The sequence below is a fragment of the Anabaena sp. 90 genome, assembly GCF_000312705.1.
Lineage (GTDB): Bacteria > Cyanobacteriota > Cyanobacteriia > Cyanobacteriales > Nostocaceae > Dolichospermum > Dolichospermum lemmermannii.
Genome location: NC_019439.1, coordinates 107,663 through 128,134, shown reverse-complemented (window position 1 = coordinate 128,134; position 20,472 = coordinate 107,663). Strand labels below are relative to the sequence as shown.

General features: G+C 38.0%; 24 protein-coding genes and 3 pseudogenes. 14 read left to right on the top strand and 13 right to left on the bottom strand.

Features of this window, described 5'->3' with window-relative positions:
- Positions 1–92 precede the first annotated feature (92 nt).
- Both ANA_RS27880 and ANA_RS28615 read right to left on the bottom strand, forming a co-directional pair.
- A pseudogene (locus ANA_RS27880) lies at positions 93–734 on the bottom strand (hypothetical protein); the annotation flags it as partial.
- A gap of 166 nt (positions 735–900) precedes the next feature.
- Positions 901–1,199, bottom strand: a pseudogene (locus ANA_RS28615) (pentapeptide repeat-containing protein); the annotation flags it as partial.
- A 262-nt stretch (positions 1,200–1,461) separates the two neighbouring features.
- On the opposite strand from ANA_RS28615, the gene ANA_RS19415 reads away from it, so the two are divergent.
- The 6 genes and pseudogenes from ANA_RS19415 to ANA_RS28610 form a co-directional block, all read left to right on the top strand.
- Positions 1,462–1,938, top strand: a complete 477-nt coding sequence (locus tag ANA_RS19415) for a DUF29 domain-containing protein (RefSeq protein WP_015083125.1) — start codon at positions 1,462–1,464, stop codon at positions 1,936–1,938.
- Between the two features lie 114 nt (positions 1,939–2,052).
- Positions 2,053–2,289, top strand: coding sequence for a DUF4351 domain-containing protein (locus ANA_RS19410; protein ID WP_015083124.1), 237 nt, complete (start codon positions 2,053–2,055; stop codon positions 2,287–2,289).
- 135 nt (positions 2,290–2,424) lie between these two features.
- Positions 2,425–2,886: a DUF29 domain-containing protein gene (locus ANA_RS19405; protein WP_015083123.1), complete on the top strand. Its 462-nt coding sequence runs from the start codon at positions 2,425–2,427 to the stop codon at positions 2,884–2,886.
- A 331-nt stretch (positions 2,887–3,217) separates the two neighbouring features.
- Positions 3,218–4,474 carry a vWA domain-containing protein gene (locus tag ANA_RS19400; RefSeq protein WP_015083122.1) on the top strand — a complete coding sequence of 419 codons (1,257 nt, stop codon included), beginning with the start codon at positions 3,218–3,220 and terminating at the stop codon, positions 4,472–4,474.
- Positions 4,471–5,751: a vWA domain-containing protein gene (locus ANA_RS19395; protein WP_015083121.1), complete on the top strand. Its 1,281-nt coding sequence runs from the start codon at positions 4,471–4,473 to the stop codon at positions 5,749–5,751. Before ANA_RS19400 ends, ANA_RS19395 begins: the two co-directional genes overlap by 4 nt.
- 680 nt (positions 5,752–6,431) lie before the next feature.
- Positions 6,432–6,767: pseudogene (locus ANA_RS28610) on the top strand (transposase); the annotation flags it as partial.
- Between the two features lie 26 nt (positions 6,768–6,793).
- Here the strand turns inward: ANA_RS28610 and ANA_RS27875 are convergent.
- Complete coding sequence (locus tag ANA_RS27875) at positions 6,794–7,000, bottom strand: hypothetical protein (protein WP_235082115.1); 207 nt, start codon at positions 6,998–7,000, stop codon at positions 6,794–6,796.
- Positions 7,001–7,823: 823 nt separating this feature from the next.
- Between ANA_RS27875 and ANA_RS19385 the strand changes: the two genes are divergently transcribed.
- The 3 genes from ANA_RS19385 to ANA_RS19375 all read left to right on the top strand — a co-directional run bounded on the left by ANA_RS19385 (position 7,824) and on the right by ANA_RS19375 (position 10,841).
- Complete coding sequence (locus ANA_RS19385) at positions 7,824–8,117, top strand: HU family DNA-binding protein (RefSeq protein ID WP_015083119.1); 294 nt, start codon at positions 7,824–7,826, stop codon at positions 8,115–8,117.
- Positions 8,118–8,143: 26 nt separating this feature from the next.
- Positions 8,144–9,244 carry a threonine-phosphate decarboxylase CobD gene (gene cobD, locus ANA_RS19380; RefSeq protein ID WP_015083118.1) on the top strand — a complete coding sequence of 367 codons (1,101 nt, stop codon included), beginning with the start codon at positions 8,144–8,146 and terminating at the stop codon, positions 9,242–9,244.
- 139 nt (positions 9,245–9,383) lie between these two features.
- A complete protein-coding gene (locus ANA_RS19375; protein WP_015083117.1) occupies positions 9,384–10,841 on the top strand; it encodes a dihydrolipoyl dehydrogenase family protein in 1,458 nt (485 codons plus the stop codon).
- A 181-nt stretch (positions 10,842–11,022) separates the two neighbouring features.
- Here ANA_RS19375 and ANA_RS19370 read toward each other — a convergent pair whose 3' ends face one another.
- Together ANA_RS19370 and ANA_RS19365 are read right to left on the bottom strand one after the other, a co-directional pair.
- The gene (locus tag ANA_RS19370; protein WP_015083116.1) at positions 11,023–12,726 is read right to left on the bottom strand and encodes a DUF3685 domain-containing protein; all 1,704 of its coding nucleotides are present in this window, start codon (positions 12,724–12,726) and stop codon (positions 11,023–11,025) included.
- A 53-nt stretch (positions 12,727–12,779) separates the two neighbouring features.
- Positions 12,780–13,226, bottom strand: coding sequence for a Fur family transcriptional regulator (locus ANA_RS19365; RefSeq protein ID WP_015083115.1), 447 nt, complete (start codon positions 13,224–13,226; stop codon positions 12,780–12,782).
- A gap of 236 nt (positions 13,227–13,462) precedes the next feature.
- Here ANA_RS19365 and ANA_RS19360 point away from each other — a divergent pair, with 236 nt between their 5' ends.
- Positions 13,463–13,951: a CRR6 family NdhI maturation factor gene (locus ANA_RS19360; RefSeq protein WP_015083114.1), complete on the top strand. Its 489-nt coding sequence runs from the start codon at positions 13,463–13,465 to the stop codon at positions 13,949–13,951.
- A gap of 69 nt (positions 13,952–14,020) precedes the next feature.
- Here the strand turns inward: ANA_RS19360 and ANA_RS19355 are convergent, their stop codons facing one another.
- Entirely contained in the window at positions 14,021–14,962 is a 942-nt protein-coding gene (locus ANA_RS19355) for a glycosyltransferase family 9 protein (protein WP_015083113.1), read from the bottom strand.
- A 146-nt stretch (positions 14,963–15,108) separates the two neighbouring features.
- On the opposite strand from ANA_RS19355, the gene ispD reads away from it, so the two are divergent.
- Entirely contained in the window at positions 15,109–15,789 is a 681-nt protein-coding gene (gene ispD / locus ANA_RS19350) for a 2-C-methyl-D-erythritol 4-phosphate cytidylyltransferase (RefSeq protein WP_015083112.1), read from the top strand.
- Here the strand turns inward: ispD and ANA_RS26200 are convergent.
- The 4 genes from ANA_RS26200 to ANA_RS27860 are packed head-to-tail and all read right to left on the bottom strand — an operon-like array spanning position 15,751 to position 16,194.
- Entirely contained in the window at positions 15,751–15,918 is a 168-nt protein-coding gene (locus tag ANA_RS26200; protein WP_235082113.1) for a hypothetical protein, read from the bottom strand. The genes ispD and ANA_RS26200 overlap by 39 nt on opposite strands.
- Positions 15,863–16,006 (bottom strand): hypothetical protein, encoded by a 144-nt coding sequence (locus ANA_RS27870; RefSeq protein WP_235082111.1) that lies wholly within the window; start codon positions 16,004–16,006, stop codon positions 15,863–15,865. Before ANA_RS27870 ends, ANA_RS26200 begins: the two co-directional genes overlap by 56 nt.
- On the bottom strand, positions 15,951–16,094 hold the full coding sequence (locus ANA_RS27865; RefSeq protein WP_235082110.1) for a hypothetical protein: 144 nt from the start codon (positions 16,092–16,094) through the stop codon (positions 15,951–15,953). Before ANA_RS27865 ends, ANA_RS27870 begins: the two co-directional genes overlap by 56 nt.
- A complete protein-coding gene (locus ANA_RS27860) occupies positions 16,039–16,194 on the bottom strand; it encodes a hypothetical protein (RefSeq protein WP_235082109.1) in 156 nt (51 codons plus the stop codon). Before ANA_RS27860 ends, ANA_RS27865 begins: the two co-directional genes overlap by 56 nt.
- Here ANA_RS27860 and scpB point away from each other — a divergent pair.
- Both scpB and ANA_RS19340 read left to right on the top strand, forming a co-directional pair.
- A complete protein-coding gene (scpB, locus tag ANA_RS19345) occupies positions 16,187–16,738 on the top strand; it encodes an SMC-Scp complex subunit ScpB (protein ID WP_015083111.1) in 552 nt (183 codons plus the stop codon). The two genes, ANA_RS27860 and scpB, sit on opposite strands and share 8 nt — an antisense overlap.
- Positions 16,739–16,855: 117 nt before the next feature.
- Positions 16,856–17,200: a DUF760 domain-containing protein gene (locus tag ANA_RS19340; protein ID WP_041458567.1), complete on the top strand. Its 345-nt coding sequence runs from the start codon at positions 16,856–16,858 to the stop codon at positions 17,198–17,200.
- Between the two features lie 10 nt (positions 17,201–17,210).
- On the opposite strand, the gene ANA_RS19335 is transcribed toward ANA_RS19340, so the two are convergent.
- Both ANA_RS19335 and ANA_RS19330 read right to left on the bottom strand, forming a co-directional pair.
- Positions 17,211–17,411: a hypothetical protein gene (locus ANA_RS19335; RefSeq protein WP_041458566.1), complete on the bottom strand. Its 201-nt coding sequence runs from the start codon at positions 17,409–17,411 to the stop codon at positions 17,211–17,213.
- On the bottom strand, positions 17,389–18,591 hold the full coding sequence (locus ANA_RS19330) for an HhoA/HhoB/HtrA family serine endopeptidase (protein ID WP_015083110.1): 1,203 nt from the start codon (positions 18,589–18,591) through the stop codon (positions 17,389–17,391). The genes ANA_RS19335 and ANA_RS19330 overlap by 23 nt, the downstream gene beginning before the upstream one ends.
- A 257-nt stretch (positions 18,592–18,848) precedes the next feature.
- On the opposite strand from ANA_RS19330, the gene ANA_RS19325 reads away from it, so the two are divergent.
- A complete protein-coding gene (locus ANA_RS19325) occupies positions 18,849–19,736 on the top strand; it encodes a LysM peptidoglycan-binding domain-containing M23 family metallopeptidase (protein ID WP_015083109.1) in 888 nt (295 codons plus the stop codon).
- A gap of 199 nt (positions 19,737–19,935) precedes the next feature.
- Here ANA_RS19325 and ANA_RS19320 read toward each other — a convergent pair whose 3' ends face one another.
- Positions 19,936–20,208: a hypothetical protein gene (locus ANA_RS19320; protein ID WP_015083108.1), complete on the bottom strand. Its 273-nt coding sequence runs from the start codon at positions 20,206–20,208 to the stop codon at positions 19,936–19,938.
- Between the last annotated feature and the right edge of the window lie 264 nt (positions 20,209–20,472).

The following is a 20,472-nucleotide window of genomic DNA, read 5'->3' as shown; positions in this document are numbered from 1 at the left end:
TCGTTCCCAGTCTCCGACTGGGAATGCTTTCCGGGAGGTTCTACCTCCCATTTTAACGATATTTTCAGAACAGGGCGGTTAGAAAATACATTTTAACCTAAACCTAGAAAACCAGAAATTATCGGCAACAATTTACCGCATTCTTCAACCAATTTTGCCGCAGTTGGTAAATGAGCAATTGTTCCTTTTAACATTGTAATTGCTGTATCTGCTAAATCTTGTTTTTCTTGAGGATTTTGTGCGGCTTCTGCTAAAGATTTAACTTGTTTTAAAGCCTTTTCTTTTTCTTTTGCTGTTAAATTACTATCAGTTTCAATTGCTGTTTTTAATTGTGTTAATAATTCTTTAATTCCTGGTTTATCGGGTTCAGGTGCAGACGGTAATTCATTAATAGTATTTGTGACTGTACCACTGATTTCACCTAAATTTAAGGCTTGTCCACTGGCGTTAAAATCTCCGCCGATACTGCCAATTTCAACTTTACGGCTAGAATCGTTAGTCATGTTTTTATTCTCCACTTTGTTGTCAACTTGAACATTGATAGGTTTCTTAGCTAATAGTTTAACAATTTCTGTCATCTCTGCACTTTGTTGGCGATAAATAACTATTTCATTATCTTTAGCTTGTAATTGTGCTTTATATTTTTCTTCAACTGCTGCTAATGCTAATTGATAATTTTGAGTAAAATCGCGGTGAATCTTTTCTTTATCAGCATTATCAGGAACGGCAACTTTAGAGGTTGTTTGAAAAGTATTAGATGAAACCGATAATCTCCAGAAACCTAACCCCCCTTCCCCCCTTCCCTACAAGGGAATGGGGGTTTCAAAGCCTCTCCCCGCGTCGGGGAGAGGTTTGGAGAGGGGTTTATTTATACATTAAAAACTTTTCAAACATCCTCTTAACAACTACCACACTATCACCTTTATTTTCAATACTCTGAATAGCTAATTCTGTATCTCTATTTTGATTTTGAACTTGATCAAAAGCATTAACAAAAGCCTTCCAGTCAATACCATTTTGGAAAATTAGATCAACAGTATTTAAAACTTCTGTAGTCCAGCCTTAGCGCCACTAAAATCAGCATCTTTAAGGATAGCATTGGTAAAATTTGCCCCTCTAATATCAGCTTTACTAAAATTAGCACCTGTCAGGTTTTGACCTTTAAAAGAGCGTCCTCGGAGATTTTGACCGCCGTAGTTTGGTGACATAATCGCATCCGCAAGAGATTATCTATTAGATTTTACACTTATTTGTGGGTATTATTCCCAGTTTTGGTTAAATTTTATTAAATTTGGCTTTTTATAATCCGGGTAAATATTTTTAAACTAATAGGACTTACGCAAAAAACCTATCAAACTCTTATTTCTCTGTGTTCTCTGTGCCTCTGTGGTTCGTTTATTCCGTAACTTGTGCGTAAGTCCTAACTAAATTAAAATAAGAGTTAACTTTTGCAGGAGGATTATGAACAATCAACTCTATGAACGAGATTTTAATGTTTGGCGAGAAACTATCATTAAAAAAATCAAACAACAAGATTTTAATGATATTGATTGGGAACATCTACTATTAGAATTAGAAGATATGGGAAAATCAGAAAAACGCTCATTTTTGAGTAATTTAACCATCTTAATTACTCACTTACTCAAATTGACTGTTCAAGCTGATGCTCCCGAAATAATGAAAGGAAGTTGGTACAGTTCTGTTACTGAACATCGTTTTCGAGTTAAAAAAGATTTGGAAGAAAATCCTTCTTTTAAAAATTATCTCCATGAGGTTATTTTTATTGCTTATGCTGATGCTCGTAAATTGGCAATTAAAGAAAGTAAAAATGCTAAATTGGGAATCAGAAAACCAGAGGAAACCGAATATCCTCTTGATTTTCCTTTTACTATCGAACAGTTATTAGATGAAGATTTTTATGGGGAGTTAGGGGGGTGATATCCAATTGTTTTCTAAATCATCAACCCAAGGATCAGTATATATGTAAGAATCTGGTAAATAACAATTACAAGATTCAAGGAAAAAAATAACTAACTGTTTCAGGAGGACATTATGGAAGAATCTTGGGTTTATCAGGATATTCTGCAAAAAGGTGAGCAAAAAGGCAAAAGAAGAGAAGCACTAGAATTGATTCTCCGTCAGTTAAAACGCCGCTTTGGGAATATTCCAGCCAAAATAGAACAGCAACTTCCTAATTTGGGACTAACTCAACTGGAAGATTTAGCCGAAGAATTATTAGATTTTTCGCAAATAGATGATTTAGTTAAATATATGGCGAATATTTCCTAACAACAAAAACCATTATTATCCTCGTTCCCTGGTTCTGCCGGGGAATGATATTTTTAGCATCAAGGTGAATTATGAAGAAAGAGAAACAATAGAATGATTTACTGATAGGATTATTGCAGGAGGTTAGAAATCATTATGACAACACATCAACCAACAGTCATTACCAATGATAATCTTTACGACCAAGATTTTTATCTGTGGATAGAAACAATATCTAAACAATTAAAAGCAGGGAAATTTGCAGAAATTGATTTAGCAAATCTGATAGAAGAAATTGAAAGCATGGGAAAAAGTGAAAAACGGGAGTTAAAGAGCCGTTTAATTGTGCTATTAATGCACTTACTAAAATGGCAATATCAACCTGAAAAACGTAGTGAAAGCTGGCGCAGTACGATTACAGAGCAACGTATTTGTATTGAATTATTATTAGAAGATAGTCCTAGTTTGCAATCTCTACTTATAGAAATATTTGCAGATTGTTATGAAAAAGCTCGTTTAAAAGCATCTGAAGAAACAGGAATTAAATTAAACTTCTTTCCTAAAGAATCTCCTTTTACTTTAGCAGAAACCCTGAAAAATTACTTTTTGAATAATTAAATTCTATCAATTTTCATGTTTATTTGTTCATATTTCAATTTCTGTTTTAGGGAAAGTTAAGGCTTTTATTCCAGTGATTCTCAGAGGGTGTTTGAAAACTTTTTTGTGTGGTATATAACACCTGTAGATCCCCCTAAATCCCCCTTAATAAGGGGGACTTTAAGAAATTTAGCCCCCTTTTTTAAGGGGGTTGGGGGGATCTAAATAAATTTTGATACTTTTCAAACATCCTCTCAGCCTCTAAATTAACTTATTTTCCGTAGTATAGAGGATGCGGTTTGAAGTTATCTGTAAAATTGTATCTGTCTAAACTAGATAGGAAATTGAAATTATGAAAGTTAATTTACAACTAGCGCTCAATGATGCTGGTATAGATGCAAATCAAACTAGCACTCAACGTCAATTAGTAGTTTCCGTTTCTGCTGGTGGTGAAACAATAGATCGGACTGTACCCTTGAACTTATGCTTAATTCTCGATCATAGCGGTTCAATGCAAGGGAAATCCCTGGAAACTGTGAAAAATGCCGCTTGTTTGTTAGTAGATCGTTTGACTCCTGAAGATCGTCTCAGTGTAGTTGTTTTTGATCACCGTGCCAAGGTTTTAGTCCCCAATCAGTTAATTACAGATCGTCAACAGATTAAAAAGCAAATTAAACAACTCACCGCTGATGGGGGAACTGCCATTGATGAGGGTTTACGGTTGGGAATTGAGGAATTAGCCAAGGGTAAACATGATACTGTTTCCCAAGCATTTTTACTGACTGATGGGGAAAATGAACATGGTGATAACGATCGCTGTTTGAAATTTGCCCAATTAGCCGCCAACTATAATTTGACTCTAAATACATTGGGATTTGGTGACAATTGGAATGATAAGGTTTTAGAAAAAATCGCTGATGCTGGTATGGGTACGTTGTCTTATATTCAACACCCAGATCAGGCTGTATCGGAATTTGGTCGCTTATTTAGTCGAATGCAAACAGTGGGATTGACTAATGCTCAACTATTATTATCCTTAACGCCTAATGTCCGATTAGCTCAACTCAAACCCATTGCTCAAGTTTCCCCAGATACCATTGAGTTACCAGTACAACCCGAAAGCGATGGACGGTTAGTAGTGAGACTGGGCGATTTAATGAAAGACGAGAAACGGGTAGTTTTAGTTAATATTTATGTAGGACAGTTGCCAGAAGGTAAACAGGCGATCGCTAATGTTCAAGTCCGCTACGATGACCCCGCCCATAACCAAATCGGGCTACACTCCCCCAATCTACCAATTTATGCTCATGTCACCAGGGAATACCAACCAGCACCAAATCCCCAGGTACAACAGTCGGTTTTAGCTTTAGCCAAATATCGCCAAACCCAGTTAGCCGAAACGAAATTACAGCAGGGTGATCGGGCTGGTGCAGCAACGATGTTACAAACTGCGGCAAAAACTGCGCTGCAAATGGGAGATGCTAGTGCTGCAACGGTATTGCAAGTTTCCGCCACCCGCTTACAAGCTGGGGAACAGTTATCAGAAAGCGATCGCAAAAAAACCAGAATTGTCTCAAAAACTGTTTTGCAAGATGCTTCCCCCCAATGAAAGTTCAACTAACATCGGCTCTAAATGATACTAACGTTGATGCTGCCCAACAAAGCAATCAACGACAACTCTCAATTTCCATTTCCGCTATGCCTTCTCAACTTGAACAAAGTTTACCCTTGAATCTCTGCTTGATTCTCGATCAAAGTGGTTCTATGTCCGGTGAACCCATGAATATCGTCATTCAAGCAGTTGAGCAATTATTGGATCAATTAAAAGTTGGTGACAGGATTTCCATTATCGGTTTTGCTGGCACGTCTGGAGTCATTATCCCCAACCAAATCGTTCAAGATATTGAAAGCATCAAAACCCAGTTAAGAGCCAAGCTAAAGGCTGCTGGCGGGACTGTCATCGCCGAAGGTTTATCCTTGGGGATTACAGAACTACTCAAAGGCACAAAAGGCGCAGTTTCCCAAGCCTTCTTACTGACAGATGGTCATGGGGATAACGGGTTACAGATTTGGAAATGGCAAATTGGACCAAATGACAATAAACGTTGTTTGCAACTTGCTAAAAAAGCCGCCAAACTCAACCTGACAATTAACACCCTGGGTTTTGGTGATGACTGGAATCCAGATTTATTGGAAAAGATTGCTGATGCTGGGGGTGGGACTCTGGCTTATATCGAGAACCCAGAACAAGCTGTAACTCAATTTGCGCGCCTATTTCGGCGGGTACAGTCGGTGGGATTAACAAATGCCCATTTACTTCTATCTTTAGTCCCTGCTGTGCGTCTGGCGGAACTCAAACCCGTTGCCCAAGTTGCCCCAGATACCATTGAATTACCAGTAGAAACCGATGCTAATGGGACTTTAATGGCGCGGTTAGGGGACTTGATGAAAGATACCGAACGAGTAGTTTTAGCGAATATTTATCTGGGACAATTACCAGAAGGGAAACAAGTCATTGGCCATATCCAAATTCGCTATGATGACCCATCGTTGAATAAGGAGGGTTTACTTTCTCCTTTAGTGCCAATATATGCTAATTTCACCAAGACTTATGAACCTGCTCTCAATTCCCAGGTGCTAAACTCGATTCTGCTTTTGGCTAAATATCGGCAAACTCAATTGGCTGAGGCAAAATTAGAATTAGGCGATCGCCTTGGTGCTGCTACAATGTTACAAACTGCTGCTAATACCGCCTTACAAATCGGTGATACCTGTGCAGCCACCGTGTTACAAGTTTCAGCAACTCGCTTACAAGCAGGTGAAGAACTATCGGAAGCTGACCGCAAAAAGACAAGAATGGCATCCAAGACAGTTTTGAAAGAATAGCTGTAGGGTAGGTCTTTCGGCCTACCCTCTTAAATTTTTAGTAATTCTTGCAATAAAAAGCAAGGTAAAAAACCAAGATAGACATCGGCAATATCACATTTAGAGAAATTTGTACACACCTTATAGGAAGATGAATAGGAATAATATAAGGTTTAAAGTAGCTATATATGGTAAACACCTGGTATATATAAAGGCTTGGCTAACCCCCAGGTCTTTTTCGTATTTAAAGTAGTTGGTAAAATTTTATGAATTCCTATTTATGATGTCAATATGTGTTATTGCCATGATATATCACATTTAGAGGAATTTGTACACATTCTATAGGAAGATGCTATGTGGCTAGATTAGCACTAAATTAATTATGTACGTTGTTAAGCACAGCAATTATGGAGGTTTGGTAATATGACCAAACCTTTTTTTTCGCTTCAACCAAAAATTAACATCAATCCAACCTACGAATTAAGGATTTTTTCAATGTGGTAAAGGTATTGTTGTATAGCGTCACAATACTTAGTCATGAAATTATTTTTGACTATTAAAGTAACTGTTATAGGGCTACACTGAAGCCAATAGATTTTTGATAATACATACAAATCATTTGTTACTATGTACTGTAATTAAAAATATCCATCTGGAAACCCACGTCAGATACCAAATACATTAATCAAAATAACAGTCCTATGGGATGCCGACTGAGAGTTGTTTTAACTGATCAAGAAAAGTTAACGCTAGAAGAGTTAAGAAGGTCTAAAGACGCTCCTCAACGAACAAAAGATCGCGCTCAAGTTCTACTGTTGAACGCTAGGGGATTAAAAAACGAGGAAATTGCTCAAGGTTTAAACTGGGCAGTTTCTACAGTCCGTCAAACCTTACACCGTTGGGAAAAGATGAGTTTAGCAGGATTATGGGATGCTCCAGGTCGAGGAGGAAAACCCCGTTATTCAGAACATGATTTAGAGTATCTAGAAAACTGCCTAATTGAAGAACCCCAAACTTACAACTCTAAACAACTAGCCAAAAAACTAGCATCTGAGCGACAAGTTTACTTGAGTGCTGACCGACTTCGCAGAGTCCTTAAAGCCAGAGGCAAAGTCATCAAGTCATCAATACACGCAGAGAGCAGGGGGCAGGGAGCAGGGGAAAATTGACAACTGACCACTGACCACTGTACGGGGGAAGCATTTGGAGAACTATTTTTGGGAATGAGCGATAATTTATCTTCCAAATGCTGACTGTACGGGCGAAGCATTTGGAGAACTATTTTTGGCAATGAGCGATAATTTATCTTCCAAATGCTGACTGTACGGGCGAAGCATTTGGAGAACTATTTTTGGCAATGAGCGATAATTTATCTTCCAAATGCTGACTGTACGGGCGAAGCATTTGGAGAACTATTTTTGGCAATGACCGATAATTTATCTTCCAAATGCTGACTGTACGGGCGAAGCATTTGGAGAACTATTTTTGGCAATGACCGATAATTTATCTTCCAAATGCTTACTGTACGGGCGAAGCATTTGGAGAACTATTTTTGGCAATGACCGATAATTTATCTTCCAAATGCTTACTGTACGGGCGAAGCATTTGGAGAACTATTTTTGGCAATGACCGATAATTTATCTTCCAAATGCTGACTGTACGGGCGAAGCATTTGGAGAACTATTTTCGGCAATGACCGATAATTTATCTTCCAAATGCTGACTGTACGGGCGAAGCATTTGGAGAACTATTTTCGGCAATGACCGATAATTTATCTTCCAAATGCTTCGCCCCTACTGACCACTGACCACTAAGTATTCATTCCTAAAAATAGGGTACTTTGAATACAGTAAAGAGGTAAAAAAACAAAAAAAATCCTGAAATCTATATAAATTAATAGTTTCATCTATCCACTTAGGGCGACAACGCTTTAGAATGATTCATTGAAAAGTCGAATCAATCGTATTTGTAGCGATTTTGAGTGTAAATACTCTCAAGGAACGATTTTTGTATTTCTACAAACGGAAATTTACGTAAAGATGCAGTCATGGTGCATCTTGAAATAATCTCTAGCAAAACTTTAGGAGTTTGATATGAACAAGGGCGAATTAGTTGATGCGGTAGCAGAAAAGGCTAGTGTTACCAAGAAACAGGCTGATGCTGTTTTGAGTGCTGCCATCGAAACCATTGTGGAAGCGGTTTCTTCCGGTGATAAGGTAACATTGGTAGGATTTGGTTCTTTTGAATCACGGGAACGCAAAGCCCGTGAAGGGCGCAACCCCAAAACCAACGAAAAAATGGACATTCCCGCTACCAGAGTTCCCGCTTTCTCCGCTGGGAAACTGTTTAGAGAAAGAGTAGCACCCCCAAAAGAGCCAAAAGAGTAAGTTCTTCTAGAGGAAAGATATTTTTGATGCCACAACAAGCACACGGGGGAAATTTAGCTTGGGCAGCAGCACTGGCTGGCTGTTCCCCTGATGCTATTGTGGATTTTTCCGCCAGTATCAGCCCGTTGGGACCACCAAACAGCGTTATTGCTGCAATTGTGTCCCAACTGGGCAATCTGAGGAATTATCCTGACCCAGAGTATGGTGAATTGAGACTTGCTCTGAGTCATTTTCATCAAATACCTACTGAGTGGATTTTGCCAGGTAATGGTTCAGCAGAATTATTAACTCTGGTGGGTAGAGAATTGGGACAATTAGCAGCAACAGTGTTACTAACTCCAGCGTTTGGTGACTATTACCGCACTCTTGCGGCTAATAACGCTAAAGTTCTGGAGTTTCCTGTGGATTTAGGCATAGGTCAGGGGAATATTTCTCTATTGCCAGATTTCGGACTTGAGACTTCAGATTTTGGGTTACTGCTGAATAATCCTCATAATCCCACGGGAAAGTTATTTTCACGGGAGTCTGTTTTACCGTATTTGGAAAAGTTTGCTTTGGTGGTGATAGATGAAGCGTTTATGGATTTTTTGCCACCGGAAGCTGAACAAAGTTTAATTGGGTTGGTGCAGGAATACGAGAATTTGGTGATTTTACGATCGCTCACCAAATTTTACAGTTTACCAGGGCTAAGATTAGGATATGCGATCGCTCACCCCGACCGTTTGGCAAAATGGAAATTATGGCGAGATCCTTGGCCTGTAAATACTTTAGCAGCAGCCGCAGCGATCGCCGCCCTCCAAGATACAGAATTCCAAAATCTCACCTGGAAATGGCTACCAGAGGCGAGAAACCAACTATTTCAAGGTGTAGCTTCAATTCCCGGTTTAACCCCGCTCGAAGGCACTGTTAACTACTTATTGGTAGAATCTCAACAATCTACTTCCCAGCTACAACAGCAACTACTTCAGCAACACCAGATTTTAATTCGTGATTGTTTAAGCTTTAAGGAATTAGGCGATCGCTTTTTTCGCGTCGCAGTCCGTACCCAGTCTGATAACCAACGCCTATTAACAGCACTTATAAGAAGGAGTCAGGAGTCAGGAGTCAGGAGTCAGGAGTATGGCTAACGCCACGCTTCGCTATCAGGAGGAAGAAGGAAGAAGGAAGAATAAAACTTAATGGGTGACAACGAACAACGAACAACGAACAACGAACAACGAACAACTGCCCAATGCCCAATGCCCAATGCCCAATGCCCCATGCCCCATGCCCAATATTGATTACGATATCGTTATTATTGGTGGCAGTATTGCTGCATACAAAGCTGCTTTAAGTGCCACTCAGTTACACGCTAAAGTTGCTTTGATTGTGAGCGCGGATTTTTCTGATCACTATAATTCAAGTTATCAATACATACTTAGTGAAATTAGTCAAATTACTCAGCAATCTTATAATTTAGCAAATCTAGGAATTTTTGACAAAAATATTCACTTAAATCCAGAATTTTTAAATTTAAAAAAAGGATTGTTTTATGCAAATGCCGTTGCTAAAAATCTGAATCAAATAAATTCTCTTTCTAACTTAGCTGCCCAAGGTGTTGATATTATTGTTGGTAATGGTCAATTTCAATCTTCTCCTCAATTAAGTTTTACAGTTAATGAAAGACAGTTATATAGTCGCACCTATTTACTCGCTAATGGTTCTCGTCCCTTAATTCCCAATATTTCAGGATTAGATACTATTAAATATCTGACTTTAGCTAATATTTGGCAATCTTTAGAAACAACAACATTACCCGAAAATTGGGTAATTATTGGTGGTGTTCCTCAAGGTATAGAAATTGCTCAATTTTTAGCCAGATTCGGTTGTCAAGTTACATTAATAGTTAAAAATTCTCAAATTCTGCCTAATCTTGATTTAGAAATAGCCCAATTATTAACAGCACAATTAGAAGTTGATGGTGTGCGGGTTTTAACACAAACCCAAGTCACCCAAATCCGACATATAGACAATAAAAAATGGGTACAAGCCGGAAATCAAGCCATTGAAACCGACGAAATTTTTATTGGAATTGGACAGCAACCAAACCTAGAATATCTGAATTTACCAGCCGTAGGAGTAAAATTGCATCAACACCGCTTGGTTGTCAATGAAAAATTACAAACTACCAACCAGCGAATTTATGCCTGTGGTGATATATTAGGTGGTTATGATATTCAGAATATTGGTAATTATGAAGCTAATATTGCCATAGAAAATGCTTTATTTTTTCCCAGACTAAAAGTTAATTATGAATCTGTTCCTTGGGGAATATATTCTCAACCTAAAGTGGCACAAGTTGGTTTAACAGAAAAACAAGCGCGAAACCGATATTCTCAAAAGCAAATTTTAGTTTTTAAGCAATATTTCAAAACAGCTACAGCCCCACAAATACAAGGAGAAATTACAGGTATTTGTAAATTAGTAGTTTTGGAAAATGGAAAAATTCTAGGATGTTCTATTTTAGGAATAGCAGCAGGAGAATTAATTAATTTAATTAGTTTAGCAATATCACAAAATATTAAAATTCAGCATTTAGCAAAATTATCACCTATTTATCCCAGTTATTCCGAAATTATCATGGAAACAGCGAGAGAATGGAATAGACACAGAATTAATAAAAACCGTGCTTTACAAGAGTTGTTATTAGGTTTTTTCAATTATCGTCGTGATTGGAATTTATAGTACAGCACTTCCCGATGTATATTATTCGTAATTAATGAAAAGGCTTTTAATCCAATTACCAATGACCAATTACCAATTACCAATTACCAATGACCAATTACCAATTACCAATTACCAATGACCAATTACCAATGACCAATTACCAATTACCAATTACCAATTACCAATTACCAATTACCAATTACTTATTCTTCCGTTGTCCCTTTTCCGTTAAAGAAACACTACCAATTCCCTGTAAAATTCCCCTCCCAACTAAACCTAAACCTCGGCCAATTACTTGAGTGAGAACAAAAACAATTCCAGTTCCTAAAAAGCCTACTAATGATTGTATGCGGGGAGAAATAGCATCCCGAAATTCTAGTATTAATGTTACCCCTAAAGGAATTCCAGAAAGTTGAGCTAATTCTTGATTTCGAGGAGCATAAATTGATATTTTAGAAATTCCCCGAGGGGCAAAAATAAATAATTCATAGCGACTTTCAAAAATTGTTTGCGCTTCAGTTATATATTGATGTAATTGATATTTCCAAGATAAGTTATTTCTAAATTTCTCAATTTCTCTGGTGGAAATCATGTGCCAATGATAAAAATTTTGTTTAATACTTTCCTCGTCTGCTAAATTATTTAGTAATGGTTGAATTACAGCATTAGCTATGTGAATCAATAAATTTTCTAAAATTGATAATGCTTGAGATTGAGATTCTTGCGTTCCTGCTGGATAAGAAACGTTATCAATACATAAATCTGTTAATAATAGTACATAAGTCAATAACTCAAATAGAAATGGAACTTTATTGATAATTTCTGTTTGCGAATCTGTGGTTTTATCTAATAAAAATTTAACCAAATTTATTTCTTGTTTATCTAAAATAATTCGGGAATAATTTCCAAAAAACTCCGTAATAGTAAATTGCCATAAGTCCAGTAAAATCTGGCTTTGTAAATTAAATAGCTGATTCTTATCAAAATTAAAAGCCCGGATTTCTTCCAACTGCTTAAAAAATTGCTGAAGAATAATATAAAGTAACTCTCGCTTTTTATTTTCTCGAAGAATATCAATTTCTAAAGGTGTATTAGTAAGATTATCTAAAGGAAATTTGAGTTTATTTAAACCTAAAGTCAATAATTCAGATTGCAGTTGTTGAGAACTAACTATCGGTGGTACGTTTATAAATGGTCGTAGATCTGATTTAATAATAGTCTGATTGGGAAAAATATCTAAGGACGGTAATTGGTTTTCTTGTGATAGTCTTTGTCTTTCCTTCTCTGCTGTCAATAAGTGATTAACAACCCACCGAGCCGCTAAAAGTTCGCGTCGTTGTCCTGCTAAAATTGCTTTATTTAATAGAGTTATTCCCGGCAATTTTAATTGTTCTGTAACTTTATCAAGGGCTTGATCAATGTTATTAATTCCCGAATTTTGTAAGTTATTTCGCAACTTAGCAAATGGGAAGGGAGAATTAACAATTACTGAATCTGCAAACCAGTAATCACCACCATTAGCTACTTCTTGAATAATGGGGACTAATTGAGAAATTGATATCCCTTTAGGACAATAGCCATTTATCCCGATTTCTTTGGCAGCAATGAGCATTTCTGGTTGAGATTTTGAACTTAAAAGTAATATAGGTATATGGGGATATAAAGCTTTGAGTTGTTTACAGAATTTTAACCCTATTTGCTCATTATCTAATTCTAAAATAATTAATTTAATTTGCCGAGAATTTCCAGTTAGTATTTCCGCTAAAACCTGTAAAGCGGCAGTATCTGTAGCAACATCTGCTACTACTTGTAAATTAGGAATAGCTTCCAGTGTTATCTTGAGTCCTAAACGGAAAATTGGATCTGGGTCAATTAATAAAAATTGTACAAGGCGATCGCTCATTTTTACAAGAAAGTTGATTCCTGATTTTTTAGGCTAGTTTAAATTTTTAATTCCTAATCACTTACTTTGTCACGATAACCATAAAAGTTAATAGTATATTCAGAAATCTTCATCCCTGTTTGTGCTTCCACTTGACGTAACAAATCTTCAGGTAATTCTATATGCACATCTAAAATTTGATTTGTATCTATACAGTTAACATGACTATGGGAATTACTATTATTGCCATATAATCGCCCTTCCCCATGTTCAATACACTCTATAATATTTTGGCTAGATAAAGCTTCTAGATTTTGATATACCGAAGTATGGCCAATTTCCTTACCTTCTTGATTCAGTCGATCATAAATCTCCCTAGCAGAAAGGTGTTCCTTCGCTTGCCAAAGCAATTCCAAAACAAAGCGCCGTTGACGACTGATACGCATCCCTAACATTTGACACCTATCCAAAGCATCTTGTAAAGAACAAATAGGTTTAGGATAAATCCCTTGCTTGTACATATTTCAGGTTGTAAATTCTAGGAATTGGGGATAAATCAATTCAAAATATCCTCATGATAGAACTTGCTTAGGCAAAATTCGAGGAAAATTTTGGCTGTTTGCTAACTGATCATTTTCTTAATCTAAAACAAACTCATAACAACTTTATCTTAAAATTCGGCTAAATGTCTACCTAAAGAGGTAAAAAAGCTGCTACTGTAGATTCTCAACACTGTTGAGTAAGTAGCTATCAGTTCATGACAATCACAATCACCCTCAACAACAACTCTATTTATAGTTTAGATGTGTCACCTGCCTTAACGGTGATTGAACCATTGCTGCAACAGGGAAGCATTTCTACCCATGAACAGCAACTGCGTCTGGAAATTCAGTTTGAGCGGGAAGCAAATGATCCACGGGAACTATCGGAAATTCCCGAAGTCAGACTGTGGTTTGTGCGTCTTGATGCCAAGTATCCTTGGTTGCCATTTTTACTAGACTGGAAAGCAGGAGAACTAGCTCGGTATGCAGCTATGTTAGTACCTCATCAGTTTAGTTCTAAAGAAGGTATCCAGTATAACCCCGAAGCTTTAGAAATATTTCTGATGCACAAAATCTTTATTTTAAGTGATTGGTTGCACAAACAAGATATTGCTAGTCCATCTCGACTCAAATCTTTAGCGCAAATTCTGGGTTATGAATTAGATGATGCTTTCTTTGAAATGATTGAAAAAACTAATTCGTGAACAATGGAATTTATGATTTTAGATTGGATATTTTTTTTCAATCTAAAATCCAAAATCTAAAATTAATACTCAGCCTCCCCAAATTTTTTCTAACACTATTTGGGGTAAGATATCTGCTATTTTCCCAGTTGATGAAGTAATAGCTAATACTTTCTCGCTTATAGGTAATAATTTTTCTGAATCTATAGAATCTAACAAAGTAATTGTATATGTTTCTACTGCTATACTTAATTGCAAGAAGCTATTTTCTACAGATACCATTAAACTAGCACCGGCAATTATGGCAGTTAACTTACCAATATCATCGGGAGAAGTAACTTTAATATTGTGACAATGTTCTAAAAGCGATCTGACTAAAGGCTCATTATTTGCTTCTTTAATGACAACAACAGGTAAATCTGGCTGTTTTTGTTGACAAGCTGCAATAATTTGTTGCCAATTTTCTACGGGATAAGTTGTATCTAGGCTACCTTCACCAGCATTGATGAGAATAAAACCTGTTTCATTCACTCCTAAGCGTTTTTGTTCTGCTTGCGCCCATTCAATATCTACTTTAGGCACATTTACTGATAATGCTGGACAAGGAGTATTAATTTTCAAAGGTTTGAGTAAATTATGGTACATTTTTGCCACATACTCGGATAAATTGGGCGGAATAGGGTTAGTGAGAAAAACCGCACCTTGTCCTTGGTAGCCAATGCGTGTGGGAATTCCCGTCAACCACATTAACAAACCTACCCACCAACTTTGTCCGACAATAATAGCGACATCATACTCACGATCACGGATCATACCAACTAAGTTACCCCAATCAGCTAAACTATTACGATCTTTGTAATCAAAGGTTAATACATCATGAACTGACTTGCTGACTCGGTAAGCGGCCTTTGACTGGGGTTCTACAATCACATCTATCTGCGCGTCGGGATAATAACGCTTCAGATCATCAAGAGTGGCAAAAAAAAGAATTTGGTTATCAATTGAACCAGGGACCAGGGCTACTACACGCATAATATTTATTAACGGTTATTGTTTTATATTTTAGGAGAATATAGGTATTGAGAATTAGGAGTCAAGGAGTCCTTTAATTTTGCTGATGAAGTTATTTTCAACGATGGGTATTTTGAATTTATTTAATTAAAGATTAAGGAAAAGTTGTGCATTTACTAATTCCCGCAGCCGGAAGTGGCAAAAGAATGGGTGCTGATCGTAATAAACTTTTATTACAGGTACGTTCAAAACCCTTGATTGCTTGGACTTTGTTAGCCGCAGAAGCTGCAAGTTCTATTAGTTGGATCGGAATTGTTTCTCAACCTCCAGATTGGGATGACTTCAAGTCTATTATCGCTGACTTAAAGCTGAAAAAAACAATAGTATTTATTCCTGGTGGTTCTACCCGTCAAGAGTCAGTTTATAATGGTTTACAGGCATTGCCAACTAATGCAGGACAAGTTTTAATTCATGATGGCGCTCGTTGTTTGGCAACACCAGAGTTATTTAATGCTTGTTCTGAGGCAATTTTGCATTGTTCTGGTTTAATTGCGGCTGTACCTGTTAAAGATACAATTAAAGTCGTTGACGACAATAATATAATTAAAAGCACACCAGAGCGTAAACAGCTTTGGGCGGCTCAAACCCCCCAAGGGTTCGATGTCAAATTGTTAAAACAGTGCCATGCTGAAGGTGTCCGTCAAGGTTGGGAAGTGACTGATGATGCGGCTTTGTTTGAAAAATGCGGTATTGAAGTGAGAATAGTTCCTGGGGAAGAGACTAATTTGAAAATTACGACTCCTCAAGATTTAGCGATCGCTGAATTTATACTTAGTTATATAAAATAGGTAAAAATTTTCAACCACTGACCACTGTACGGGCGAAGCATTTGGAGAACTATTTTTGGCAATGATCGATAATTTATCTTCCAAATGCTTCGCCCCTACTAACAACTGACCACTGTACGGGCGAAGCATTTGGAGAACTATTTTTGGCAATGATCGATAATTTATCTTCCAAATGCTTCGCCCCTACTGACAACTGACCACTGTACGGGCGAAGCATTTGGAGAACTATTTTTGGCAATAATCGATAATTTATCTTCCAAATGCTTCGCCCCTACTAACAACTGACCACTGTACGGGCGAAGCATTTGGAGAACTATTTTTGGCAATGATCGATAATTTATCTTCCAAATGCTTCGCCCCTACTGACAACTGACCACTGACAACTAACAACTGATTAATGCCCAAGAATATACCTATAGTCGGCAAAATAGAAGCAATTCTTTATTTAAAGGGTAAACCCTTATCTCTAAGTGAAATTGCTGAATATGCGAAGTGTGATCGCTTCACAGCAGAAGAAGGAATTATCGAACTAATTGAGAATTATTCCCGTCGAGATACAGCTTTAGAAGTCGTAGAAACTGAACATGGTTATAGTTTACAACTGCGTTCGGAATTCCATGATTTAGTGCAAGCTATAATACCAGTAGAATTTGGTGTGGGGGCTTTACGGACATTAGCAGCGATCGCCCTCCATAATCCCATATTACAAAGCGAATTGATTAATTTACGGGGTTCAGGAGCTTATCAGCACGTTCAAGAATTAGTAGAATCTGGTTTTGTTCGCAAACGCCGAGAGAGTGATTCTCGCTCCTTTGCTCTGCAAATAACCCCAAAATTTCATCAGTATTTTCAAATCGAACAACTGCCCCAAATTTTGGCAATTCCAGAGAAAGAACAACAACTAGAACTGGAGTTGGCAGGATTGGAGGCAGAGGAGGAAACAAGTTAAAATTAAAAAACTATTCCCTGTTAGAAAGTTTCCTTTTCCCTTTTCCCTGTAGAAAATGCGCTACTCTATGAATATGGTTTAGAGTAGAATTAGCAGTTACGCTAATATAAATCGCCAATGGTGTTTGATCCTGACTTTTTACAAGACGACTCTGAGCAACACCCTAATCAACTTCTGAATGATCGCTTTGGGGAAAACCCAAATCAATTACTTAAATATTTACAGCATCAATCCCCCGAAGTTTTAGCCCGTGTCGCCCAAGCTGTCAGCCCTGAAATTAAACAAATCATTTCCCAGAATGTCCAAGGACTAGTGGGAGTGATACCGACAGAACATTTCAATGTCCAAATTACAACAGACCGGGACAATCTAGCGGGAATACTAGCATCGGCAATGATGACAGGTTATTTTCTCCGCCAAATGGAACAGAGGATGCAATTGGAACATTTATCCAATCAATAGGAATCAGGAGTCACCGAGTCAGAAGATCAGGAAGAACAAAGAACAATTCTCCCCCTACTTCCCCTACCTCCCCTACTTCCGCTACTTCCCCTACCTCCCCTACTTCCCCTACCTCCCCTACTTCCCCTACCTCCCCTACCTCCCCTGCTTCCCCCACTTCCCCCACTCCCCCCACTCCCTGCTCCCTACTATTGGGGATAATTTCCGGCACGGACTTTAAAGATTTGAGTTTTACCATTGCGGTTGACTTCTATTGCGAGAATGTCCCCAACGGTACTTGATTCAACTATCTTCTGGACTTGGGCAGAAATTTTTATTTGTTTGCCGTTAATCTTTTGAATCACATCACCAGGAAGTAATCCTCCTGTCTGCGCTGGTGATTTTTCCAGAACTTTTCTAATGACAATTCCCACATCTGGCTGAATGTTTAGTTGATCTTCCTCTTTCAGTCGCTGTTTTGTAGTTGTGGAAATATCTATCATCTCAATTCCTAAAAATGGGTGAGCAACTTCTCCTTTGGTAAATAGTTCATTGGCTACACGGAAAGCGGTTTCAATGGGGATAGCAAAACCAAGTCCTTGAGCATCAGCACGGATAGCGGTATTCACACCAATAACTTGTCCTTGAGCATTTAAAAGTGGTCCTCCAGAATTACCAGGGTTAATTGCTGCATCTGTTTGGATAAAACTCACGCGCTTATCAGGAACACCTACTTGGGCGCTAGTTCTGTCTGTGGCACTGATAATGCCAATAGTGACAGTATTATCTAAACCTAAAGGATTGCCAATTGCGATCGCCCATTGTCCAGGAATCAAATTTTGTGAATTACCTAACTTGACTATCGGCAACTTATCGGCAGAAATTTTGACTGCGGCTATATCTGTTACCGTATCAATTCCTACGACCTTCCCTTCAAAAGTTCGCCCATCTTTGAGGGTGACTTGAACTGTATCTGTGTCTGCTACTACATGAGCATTAGTTAGTAACTTACCATCTTCGGTCAGAATAAATCCTGAACCTGTCCCGCGCTCAATTTTTTCTGAGGGCATTAGTCGTTCATCCTCTTGGAAAAAATGCCGAAACAAGGGATTTTTAAAAGCTTCAGTCATCGGATTTGATATTTTCCGAATTGCATTAATCCGCACAACCGCAGGACCAACTTTGCTGACAGCAGTGGCGATAAAATTGACATTATCACCTCCAGGAGAATTGAGTATGCCATTAACAGGTTGGGGAACAACAGATTCAGCAGGTAAAGTTACCGCCACATTTTTTAACTGTTGAAATGAAAGATTGTGTGTCCAAAAATAACGACTAGCAAAGACACCACCACCAGAGCCAATTACCACCAAACCTAGATAAACAGCCAGTTGTTTCAAAGATAACTTCATAATAATTAAGAATAATGGCGCTCAAGGACAGATGGAAGCTTATCTCTTTAGTGTAGTCAAGCAAACGTTCAGTGAACAGATCATTTGACATATAAATATTAGAAATTTGTCAGCATATTCGGGGATCATATCTACTTCTGGGATTTCATCATGAATTTACTCAAAATAGGTAGTAGAAAGATAGAGGAAAAACTTTATCCTATCTTTAACAATTCCCCACTAAAATCTAAAAATTAGCGATTTCTGGACTTATTTGCATGAAATTTTCCTATTGTTCACTATGTTTTTTGAGCTTATTTAGCACTTTGGGTTTATTATCCATACTGCCACAATCACAAAGCGTTAATGCTAGTCCAGGAAGTTGCCCGATTCCCGCTTTAGCTCGTATCCAACGTCATCAAGTTAATCGTGGTGAAACTTTAGCAACTATAGCTAATCGCTATAATTTAGCACCAGAAACAATTATTGGGATTAATCCATCCGTGAAGAATGGGGTCGTAAATCCAGGAACAGAACTGCAAATTCTCCCTTTCAATGGCATTGTTGTCGAAGTTCCTCGTAATCAAAACTGGCGACAAATCGCATCTAAGTATAAAGTCCGTCCAGATACAGTATTTGAAATCAATGGTTGTCAGAAAACCCCTAAATTTGTCTTTTTACCGATACTTCCAGGGGTAATTACTGCTCCTGCTGCTACTTCTGGGACAATTGCTACCGCACCTAGTACCCCGGCTGGAAACATTACTGGTTATCCCTTGCCAAGTAGTACAGATGTTGCATTAGTTTATGGTTGGCAAATTCACCCGATTACAGGAGATGTTTTCTTTCATAGTGGCGTAGATTTGTTAGCACCAGTAAATACTCCTGTGACAGCGATCGCTCCTGGAATCATCGTCTTTGCCAAGGAACAAGGTAGTTATGGCAAGTTAGTCATTATTAACCACGCAGGTGGCTTACAAAGCCGTTACGCCCAACTTGACAGCATCAAAGTTACTCTCGGTCAAACAGTCAACAAAGGCGATATTTTGGGAGCAGTGGGAACTACCGGACAACCAACCTCCACACAACCTCATCTTCATTTTGAAATGCGTTCTAACGGTTCCCTCGGTTGGGAAGCAAAAAATCCCAAAGAGTTTTTAAAGTGAGGAGTATGGCTAACGCCACGCTTCGCTATCAGGAATTCAGGAATTCAGGAATTCAGGAATTCAGGAATTCAGGAGTTCAGGAGTCAGAAGGAAGAATAAAACTACCCAATGACAACGGACAACGGACAACGGACAACGGACCAATCCGATTAAAACTTCGGGACGCAAAATAGAATGATTTTCTGTTAAGGGTGTAATGTTAGTTGCGGCTGGTATTGGGTGTTCTCCTTGGGAATTGACCCTTGTCTAATTTGTGATCATCTGGGAAATTGAGAACAGGTAAGCGATCGCCTCGTAATAATTCTTCACTTGCTTCACCTAGTCCGATTAATGCCTCGCCAGTAGCTTTTTGAGCCATGAGTAGCATCAGTATAGATACTGTACCAACTTGTAAAAGACAAGCAGGGGAAATAGTGAATGCAATGCAATTTAATCCAGATTGAGAAAATGACTGTTGGTTTACGGATGACATTGTAATTTTCAGTAATTAGTAGACGTTTATTTAGTCATCTTCAGATGACTTTTGCTATGAGACTGGGAATTTATTCCCAGGCGGGCTACGGTATATTACATCAATGTTAACAGTAGAAAAATATAGCAGGAAACGGGGAAAAAGGTTAAAACTATTTTGGTGTCTGATAGCACCGCATAATGTTGGTAATGTTTTATTTATCCCTTGCAGAAGGTATTGACTCCTTGGCGCAGCACCCATACTCCTGATTTCTAAACTCTTCAT